This is a genomic window from Streptomyces sp. RP5T, from assembly GCF_003933965.1.
Lineage (GTDB): Bacteria > Actinomycetota > Actinomycetes > Streptomycetales > Streptomycetaceae > Streptomyces.
In genome coordinates, this window is sequence record NZ_RSAJ01000397.1 from 1 (window position 1) to 7956 (window position 7956).

At 69.8% G+C, this 7956-nt stretch carries 7 protein-coding genes; 2 read left to right on the top strand and 5 right to left on the bottom strand.

Translation table 11 applies throughout. The features are described from left to right. Positions 1–65: 65 nt before the first annotated feature. Positions 66–902: an SDR family NAD(P)-dependent oxidoreductase gene (locus EHS43_RS31115; RefSeq protein WP_125194034.1), complete on the bottom strand. Its 837-nt coding sequence runs from the start codon at positions 900–902 to the stop codon at positions 66–68. 167 nt (positions 903–1069) lie between these two features. On the opposite strand from EHS43_RS31115, the gene EHS43_RS31120 reads away from it, so the two are divergent. Both EHS43_RS31120 and EHS43_RS31125 read left to right on the top strand, forming a co-directional pair. After that, positions 1070–1615 (top strand): TetR/AcrR family transcriptional regulator, encoded by a 546-nt coding sequence (locus tag EHS43_RS31120; RefSeq protein WP_125194035.1) that lies wholly within the window; start codon positions 1070–1072, stop codon positions 1613–1615. 489 nt (positions 1616–2104) lie between these two features. Beyond that, entirely contained in the window at positions 2105–2680 is a 576-nt protein-coding gene (locus tag EHS43_RS31125; RefSeq protein ID WP_260470796.1) for a carboxymuconolactone decarboxylase family protein, read from the top strand. Positions 2681–3749: 1069 nt separating this feature from the next. Here EHS43_RS31125 and EHS43_RS31135 read toward each other — a convergent pair. The 4 genes from EHS43_RS31135 to EHS43_RS49020 all read right to left on the bottom strand — a co-directional run bounded on the left by EHS43_RS31135 (position 3750) and on the right by EHS43_RS49020 (position 7802). Then, a complete protein-coding gene (locus tag EHS43_RS31135; protein WP_125194036.1) occupies positions 3750–5900 on the bottom strand; it encodes a glycoside hydrolase family 9 protein in 2151 nt (716 codons plus the stop codon). A gap of 166 nt (positions 5901–6066) precedes the next feature. Continuing rightward, a complete protein-coding gene (locus EHS43_RS31140; protein WP_260470797.1) occupies positions 6067–6903 on the bottom strand; it encodes a glycoside hydrolase family 16 protein in 837 nt (278 codons plus the stop codon). Between the two features lie 399 nt (positions 6904–7302). Beyond that, positions 7303–7614, bottom strand: a complete 312-nt coding sequence (locus EHS43_RS49015; RefSeq protein ID WP_369009061.1) for a Ku protein — start codon at positions 7612–7614, stop codon at positions 7303–7305. Beyond that, entirely contained in the window at positions 7545–7802 is a 258-nt protein-coding gene (locus tag EHS43_RS49020; RefSeq protein WP_221740774.1) for a DUF6193 family natural product biosynthesis protein, read from the bottom strand. Before EHS43_RS49020 ends, EHS43_RS49015 begins: the two co-directional genes overlap by 70 nt. Between the last annotated feature and the right edge of the window lie 154 nt (positions 7803–7956).

A 7956-nucleotide genomic window follows, 5' to 3' on the forward strand; every position in this document is an offset into this window, starting at 1 on the left:
GCATCGCGGGCATGGCGCCGTCGGCGTCACACCTGGGTCGGCGGATCGGGCGGGGCCCCGGCCGATCAGGCGGGGAAGTCGGTGGAACGGCTGACCCCGGCCCATGCGTTGGCCTCGGCGAGACGGCCTTCCTCCGAGCTGAGGGCGATGCCGAGCGCGTCGCTGCCCAACAGCAGGCGGCGCGGCGGCTGGGCAGCCCCGACGGCGCCGATGATGGCGCGGGCCATGCGGTCGGGGTCGCCGGGCTCGTTGCCGGCGTACTCGGCGAAACGGCGGAGCCAGGCGCCCACTGTCTCCTCGTAATCAGGGCTGACGGGACCGGACGGTTCGGCGGCGCCCGCGGCCCAGCCGGTGCGGATGCCACCCGGCTCGACGATGGTGACCTTGACATCGAAGGGGGCGACCTCGTTCGCCAGGACCTCGGAGAAGCCCTCGACGGCGAACTTGGCGGTCTGGTAGGCACTCAGCCCCGGGGTGCCGCCGACACGGCCGCCGATGGAGGAGATCTGCACGAAGTGGCCCGACCGCTGACCGCGCAGCACCGGCAGCGCGGCACGGGTCACGTTCACCACGCCGTAGAGGTTGGCCTCTATCTGGGCGCGGAACTCGTCTTCGGGGAAGTCCTCGATCGAACCGCCGGTGGCGTAGCCGGCGTTGTTGACGATCACGTCGAGCGAACCGAAGCGCTCGACTGCTGCGGCGACGACCTCTCGGGCTTCGGACGGAGAGGTGACGTCCAGCGCCACGGCCGACAGACGCTCTGGGTACTCCGCCTGCAGCGGGGCGAGCGCCTCCGGCTTGCGTGAGGTCACCACGACCTGGTCCCCCGTGTCCAGAGCCGCGATTGCCAGTGCCTTGCCCAGTCCCTGCGAACCGCCGGTGATCAGCCAAGTGCGCGACATATCTGTTTCCTCGTTTCCTCGACTTCATGCCGCCCCACTGGACAGCAACACCACTGTAGCTCTTATGACAATAATTGCAACATGCATGTCGCAGTATTGGTCGGTGTTGCATCTCACGATGATCCGACGATGGCGTAGATGCGGCAGCGGGATAGATTTTGGGGACCATGAGAGCCGACGCCGCACGCAACCTGAACGCTGTCCTGCACGCGGGAGCCCGCCTCCTCGCCGAGGATCCGGGCACCTCCATGGCGGCCATCGCTGCGGCCGCCGGTGTGGACCGCACCACCGTTCACCGTCGCTTTGCCAACCGCGAGGCCCTGCTCAGCGCCGTGTTCCAAGCCAAGCTGGACTCAGCGGAACGCGTTCTGGACGAGGCCCGGCTCACTGAGGCCCCCGTTCCGGTCGCCCTGCACCGCTACCTCGAGGGGATCATCCCGGTCAGCCGTGTGTGGCCCCTCGACACGCGGCGCATGATGCGGAAGGACCCCGCGGCCAACGCCCGCCGGGCGGAGCAGAGCAGTCGTCTCGACGCGTTCGTTCAGCGAGCCATCGACGAGGGGCATCTGCGCGTCGACATCGAGGCGTCATGGGCACGTGCGGTCTTGGACGAACTGGTCGACATGGCGGCACACAGGTTCCCCGAGCTGGAGTCGCCACAGGCGGCCGACCTCGTCGCCCGGACCTTTTTGGAGGGGGTCGGTGCGGCCTGATATTCCCACCGGCTGCCCTGTGGCTTCCACACCGGGCGCTCACCCTGGAGGAAGCTCCGGGTCTGTGACCAAGTCGGACTCCGCGCTGGCTTTTTCAGGCGGCTGTGCCGCGTGATGCCGTTCGCGGCGTTCCTCCAGGAGCAGCGGCCCGCCCACTCCGCCGCACTCATCCCGTCCTGCGTGCTCGTGCAGGCCGACGCGTTGACTTCCGTGCGGACGGTCGAGGGCGTTACGTCCAGAATGGAGAACGTCGGCGGTTTCGGCCCGGACCCAGGATCTCCTGTCGCGACGGCGCCTGGGCCGTGCGTGCCAAGAGCAGTCCGAGGCCAGCCGAATCGTCGAGGCGTTGATCGCAGCGAGGGCGCGGCGAAGAATCCATTCGGCGGATCTGATCAACACCGCGCTGGAGACCCTTTCTCGACCCCGGTGACGGTCTGGGCCACAGGCCTCACCGATCTGTGCGGGCGGAAAGTGGCTGAGGGTATTTGTTTGCGCACCGGGAGCGGCGAGCGGCCCGCCGTCTTCGGCCAACGCCTGAGCGCCGCCGGGATCGGCGCCGGATACGTCGGTGTTCGTCGGCGCGGTGGTGGCGCTCCGGGGCTTTCAATCCACTATCACCCCACAGCGCCGGTGCAGAATCGCGGCATGACCGAGCACACCCCCGAGTACACCCACGCCTTGGAGACCGCTGAGCGGATCCTCGGCTTCAGCCTGGCCCCGTTCGTCGACCCCCGGCCGTACGAGCCGACCAACGCCTACGATTTCACCCGGATCGCGACCGAGCACGCCTTCAACGACGCCTGGCCGCGCACCGATCACCTCGACGTGCGTACCCGAGCTCTGGTCTCCGTCACCATCACGGCGAGCCTGGGCGTTCTGGAGCCTCTCCGCGGCCAGCTACGGATCGCCCTGCACAACGGCGTGACCAAGGAGGAGATCGTCGAAGCCTTTATCCAGATGGCCGTTTACGCGGGTGTCGCCCGCGCGTTCGACAGTTACGCGGTGGCGCGCGAGGTCTTCGCCGAGTACGACAAGACACAGGACGCGGCCCGCGACAAGGCATGACGCGCCCTTGCGTGGCCGGCCCTCGCCTCGCGGCGGTAGGCGGCTGCCAGAGAGGGGCGCGCCGGCTTCGGAAGGTGGCTGAAGGAAACCCACCGATGGGAGGCATCGGGGGAGTGCCCCGAGTCCATGTCACCGATGCCACGCGACTGCTTCACCGGTTGCAGCGCTGCTCCCTTGCGCCGCTGGTCAAGCAGTCCGTCGCAGGCCGGGGGCCAGCCGCCTCGACCGCTGCGCCGGGCAGTTGTGGATCCGGTCGGCCCGCTCGGGCGCGGATGCCTCGCCCGGGAGCCTGGTTCGGATCGGCTTCATGCCGCCCGTCGTGGCGGCCGACGCCGGTCCTGTGGTGCGTGCCGCCCCGGTGGGGTGCGTCGTGGCGCCCCCGAATCGGCGCGTTGGTTGGAGTCGCGGGGGCGTAGTGAGGAGGCCGAGGCACTGATCGCGCGGTACGGCGTGGGGGTCGACGTCGGCGCCGAGCCGGCGGAGCGTAGCGAGGCTCGGCAGGACGGCTTCGGTGCCGTGTTGTTCAACCATAGGGGGCCTGCCCATGCGCTCCTTCATGGCTGTGGCCGGCGTGACCGTGGGCTGCCTCGTCGTGGACCGGATCGGGCGCCGCAGGCTGCTCATCCCGCCGTTCTGGATCACGGTCGCGACCCTGGCCTTGGTGGCCGCCTGGCCCGTCCTCCACGCCGGTCGTCGTCGGCGGTTTCCTGTTCTTCATCTCCCTCAACGCCGCCTCCAGCGCCCTGACGGCGGTCTATCCGCTGCAGGTGTTCCCCACCGCGCCGCGCACCACCGGCGTGGGTTTCCCAAGCGATGAGCCGCGTCGGAGCCGCCATCGGTACCTTCCTGCTCCCGAGGGGCCCGACGCGCTTCGGCGCGCAGTTCGTGCTGCTGATCGGGGCGGGTGTCCTCGCCGTCGGCGGCCTGGTGTCGCAGTTCCTGGCCCCGGAGACCCTGAGACCACGGACATGGACTTGGCCCAGGCGGCCCTGGTGTCGAGGAGCTGAACGCACTGTTTCCGTCCACTCCGCCGAGTGGACGGAAACAGTCGTGTCCGGCCGGGGCCCGGTCAATCGCAGGCGCCTCCGTTGAGAGCGAAGCCCGTGGGGGACGGGTTGCTTCCGCTGAGCGAGCCCTGCACCCCGAAGCTCGCGGTCGCGCCGGGCGCGATGGCCCGGTTCCAGTCGACGTTGCGCGCCACGACGTCGGCGCCCGACTGGGTGACGGTCGCGTTCCAGGCGCTGGTGACGCGTTGGCCGCCCGGGTAGTTCCACGTCAGCCGCCATCCGTCCACCGCGGAGGTGCCCGTGTTCTTGACGGTGACGGTCGCGGTGAAGCCGTCGCTCCAGGCGTTGTCCACCTTGTACGTCACCGCGCAGGAAGCCGTCGGCTGCGGACCGCCGCCGTCGCCGGCCGGGCGGTCGGCGACGTAGGCGGCCAGCCAGGCCAGCGGGGCGTTCCAGTTGATCGCCACCTCGTTGGTGGAGTACGAGCCGATGTCGTCGATGTAGCAGGCGGCGGGCGCGCATCCGGCCAGCTTCTCCTGTGCCACCGGGTCCTGCAGCGCGCTGTTGGGGCCGCCCGCGAGCGAGCCTGCCGGCGGGTTGGGCAGTGAGGCGTCCAACTGGTGGGCCCAGAAGCGGTGATGCTGGTTGTGCGAGGACCTCTCGCCGTAGCCGGTCACGTAGGACTGCCCGATGGCGTTGCGGCCGAGCAGGTAGTCCATCGACTCCAGCACTGCGGTGCGGTAGCGCGCGTCACCGGTCAACTCGCCGGCGACCGCCATGACCACCGCGTTGTCGGCGGCCTCGCTGTTGGAGCCCCAGAAGTACCCGTCCTTGGGGACGGGCACTGCGTAGCCCTGCCCGGCCATCGTGGACAGGTGGCTGTCGGCCGCCGAGACGACCGAGGAGCGGATACGGGCCAGGTCGGAGGCGGGCAGTCCGTTGGGAACGGTGGCCAGGGTGAGCCGGCCGAGCGCGGCCGTGTCCGCCCAGCCGAAACCGTAGGGAGTGAAGGCGCCGGCGGAGGTGTGCCAGGAGGAGGAGGTGACCGCGTCCCGGTAGGTGCTCTCCCCGGTCGTCGCGTACAACTCGGCGGCCGCCCAGTAGAACTCGTCGGTGACCTGGCTGTCGCCGTAGGCGCCACCGCCCGTGCCGTCCGAATCGGGCGCGTACATCGCGGGGTTGGCCTGCGCCGCGGTCCACGCCCGGCGGGCGGCCGCCAGACAGCGGTCGGCGAAGGCGGAGTCGTAGGGCCGGAAGACACGAGCGCACTGCGCGGCGGTGGCCGCGAGGTTGAGGGTCGCCGCGGTGGAGGGCCGGTGCAGTTCGCGGGGCTGGGCGTCCTGGTCGGGGCGGGTAGGGATAGCGGTCCAGGCGGCGTCGTGGATCTTGTGGAAGGCCATCCCGGCGTACGGCTTGCCCGTGGGCACCTGCATCCGCATCAGGAACTCCAGCTCCCAGCGCGCCTCGTCCAGGACGTCGGGGACGCCGTTGCCACGCTCGGGCACGCGCAGGGTCGAGTCGCCCAGCGCCGCGTCCGTGCCCGCGCGCTTGGCCCGCTCGAAGGAGTTGACGACCAGCCAGGTGGAGATGCCGCCGTTGACGACGTACTTGCCCTGGTCGCCCGCGTCGTACCAGCCGCCCCGGACGTCCTGGGTGTAGTCGCACACCCCGGACTGGCACGGGACGGAGGTGTCGCCCTTGTTCGGTGAGACGCCGAGGTGTCCGGCGGGGCGGGCGTAGGCGGAGCCGGCCAGGGAGGCGTCGACGGCGATGCCGCTGCGCTGGTGATAGAAGAACGCCATCGCGTCCGAACGCAGCCCGTCGTAGAGGTTGGCGCGGATGTCGAACGGGTCGCTGTCGCGGCCGTCCACCGACAGGACGTAACCCGTACCCGTGGCCTGGTACGAGGAGAAATCCGCCAGCTGCACGGACTGGCCGGAAGGGGCGTCCGCACCGCGCGGGACCGTGGAGCCGGAGGCGACCACGGTGCCGGAGGCGTTGCGCAACTGCCAGGTGAGGGCTTGAGTGCTGCTCGTGACGACCGTCGCGCGCTTGGGGCCGTCCGGCAGGTAGCCGACCTGGTTGACCCGGACCGCTGTGGTCCCCGCGGCGGCTGCCGGGGTGGCCAGCAGGCCGCCGAGAAGGAGCGAACTCGCCAGCAGGGCGGTGGCGAGGGGTCTGCCATGGCGACGTACTGAGTCGAACGAGGACATGAGCGGCTCCTGGAGAAGGGGGATGCGGTGGGGATGGGAGCGCTCCCAAACACGGAGCGTGGCATGGCCATGCCTACGCGTCAATCGGTTGGCGAGAGGTGGCAGAACTTTGCTCGCGGGTCCTGGTGGTCGGGGACGGGCGAAGGAGAGTTCCGGGCCGCCGCGTTCAGGCGCGTTCGTACACGCGAACCCAGTCCGTCAGCATGCGGACGGGGAACGGCGTCGACTCGTGGACGGGGCCGGGCCACTCGCCGCCGACGGCGAGGTTGAGCAGCAGATAGAAGTCGTGGTCGAAGACCCACTTCCGCCCGGCGCCGTGGGACGCCCTCCTGTCGGAGTGATAGACGTGACCGTCGACGGACCAGGTGATGCGGTTCCTGTCCCATTCCACGCCGTAGGTGTGGAAGGCCTCGGAGAAGTGTTCTCCGTCCGGGAGCGTGCGATGTCCACCGATCCCCTCGTCGCCGTAGCCGGGGCCGTGGACGGTGCCGTACACGGTGTCCGGTTCACCGCCCGCGACCTCCATGACGTCGATCTCGCCGTTCCCGGGCCACGACGTCGTGGCGTCGTTGTCGCCCATCATCCAGAAGGCGGGCAGAAAGGGGCCGTCCTCCGGAACCCTGATGCGCGCCTCGATCTTTCCGTACGTCTGCGAGAAGGTGCCCTTCGTCGTCAGCCGGGCCGACGTGATGTCGCAGGTGCCGTACGGGCAGTGGCCCATGCCCGGCAGTTCCTCCCGGCGCGCGGTGATGACGAGGTGACCGTCACCGTCGGTGGCCGCATTCCGGGTCCTGTCGGTGTAGTACTGCCATTCCTTGTTGCCCCACTGCGGCTCTCCGCCGGTGTCGTGGACCCACTTGTCGGGATCGGGTGCCTGCCCCGCCGCTCCGGAGAACTCGTCGGACCACGTCAGCCGCCAGCCCTTCGGCGCCGACCGCGAGTCGCCGGACCGCGCTGCGGAGCAGGAGACCAGCAGTGCGGTGAGCAGCACAGCGACGGCCAAGCGGAATGGGGTGCGCGGGCGGCCGGGGACAACAAGGCGCAAGGGGACTCCTGGTCGGGGCGCGTGCGGAGACGGGTTCGCGGGGTTGGACGGGCACGAGGTCCAGGTCGATCCGGGGGCCACGGCAGGGGGGACCCTCCCGGCTGGCCGGCCGTCCGTCGCAGGCAAGGCGCCTCCCGCCCGCGGGACTGGACGGCGCTGCCATCGTCGCCCCGAAGGGCCCAGGAAGGCTCGGGCAGAGCAGCACGGAACCCTGATGCTCATCGGTGACAGCCTGGCACGGCATCGGTGACGGCAGTCCGTCGCCCCCCGTGATGGTCGTCGGTGAAATGCGATCCCCGTGACGGTCCGCGCGGTGCGTCACGGCCCCCTGACGGTAAGTCATCCCCGGGGCTGCGATCAGGGAGGCTTGTCCGGCCAGCGCATCGCGTGCAGCGCGATCACGTCATCGCGGTTCCGCAGCTGGCCGAGCCGTTCGCGCTTGTTCCAGGCGTACTTGGCGGCGGCCATCTTCGGGGGCCGGCCCAGTGCCTGCACCAGGAGCTGGTAGGGCTTCGCGGTGACCTGGCTGTCGGGGACGAGTGAGGACCCGTCTTCAAAGTCGCTTGCGGAGATGCTTCCGCGAAGTCGGCCGGCCGTTGCTACCTGCTCCCCTTCGCCCTCTCGTAGGCGGTCAGTTCCTCTGCATTGCAGAGGAAAGCCGGGCCGCAGTGCGGTGGCAAGCGGTCGATGACCATGGTCACTGCAGCTTGTGCGCTGTCTGTCTCAGCGATCCGCGGGCTGATTCGGCTCGGTCCTTCGACGTAGTACCGGCCGTCTCCCAGCGTGCCGATGTAGGGAATGTCCCAGGTGTGGCGTATCTCTGTGCACCTGGTCAACTTGACCCGGCGCTGAAGCACCGGGCTTGGAGGTAGTGCCCAACTGGTTGCTGGGGTGGACTCCTCCGTCCAGACACCCCGTTATGGGGTGGCAGGGACGCGTGACTCACGCCCCGCATTCCACACGCTCTCGCCACGGGTGGCGATGTTGTGGGAAGCGTTCCGGTCGGCGTGG

What these genes read in the sequence shown, in the direction of transcription:
- EHS43_RS31135 (WP_125194036.1), bottom strand. Translation starts at nt 5,900, where the DNA reads ATGTCCTCGTTCGACTCAGTACGTCGCCATGGCAGACCCCTCGCCACC.
- EHS43_RS31115 (WP_125194034.1), bottom strand. Translation starts at nt 902, where the DNA reads ATGTCGCGCACTTGGCTGATCACCGGCGGTTCGCAGGGACTGGGCAAG.
- EHS43_RS31120 (WP_125194035.1), top strand. Translation starts at nt 1,070, where the DNA reads ATGAGAGCCGACGCCGCACGCAACCTGAACGCTGTCCTGCACGCGGGA.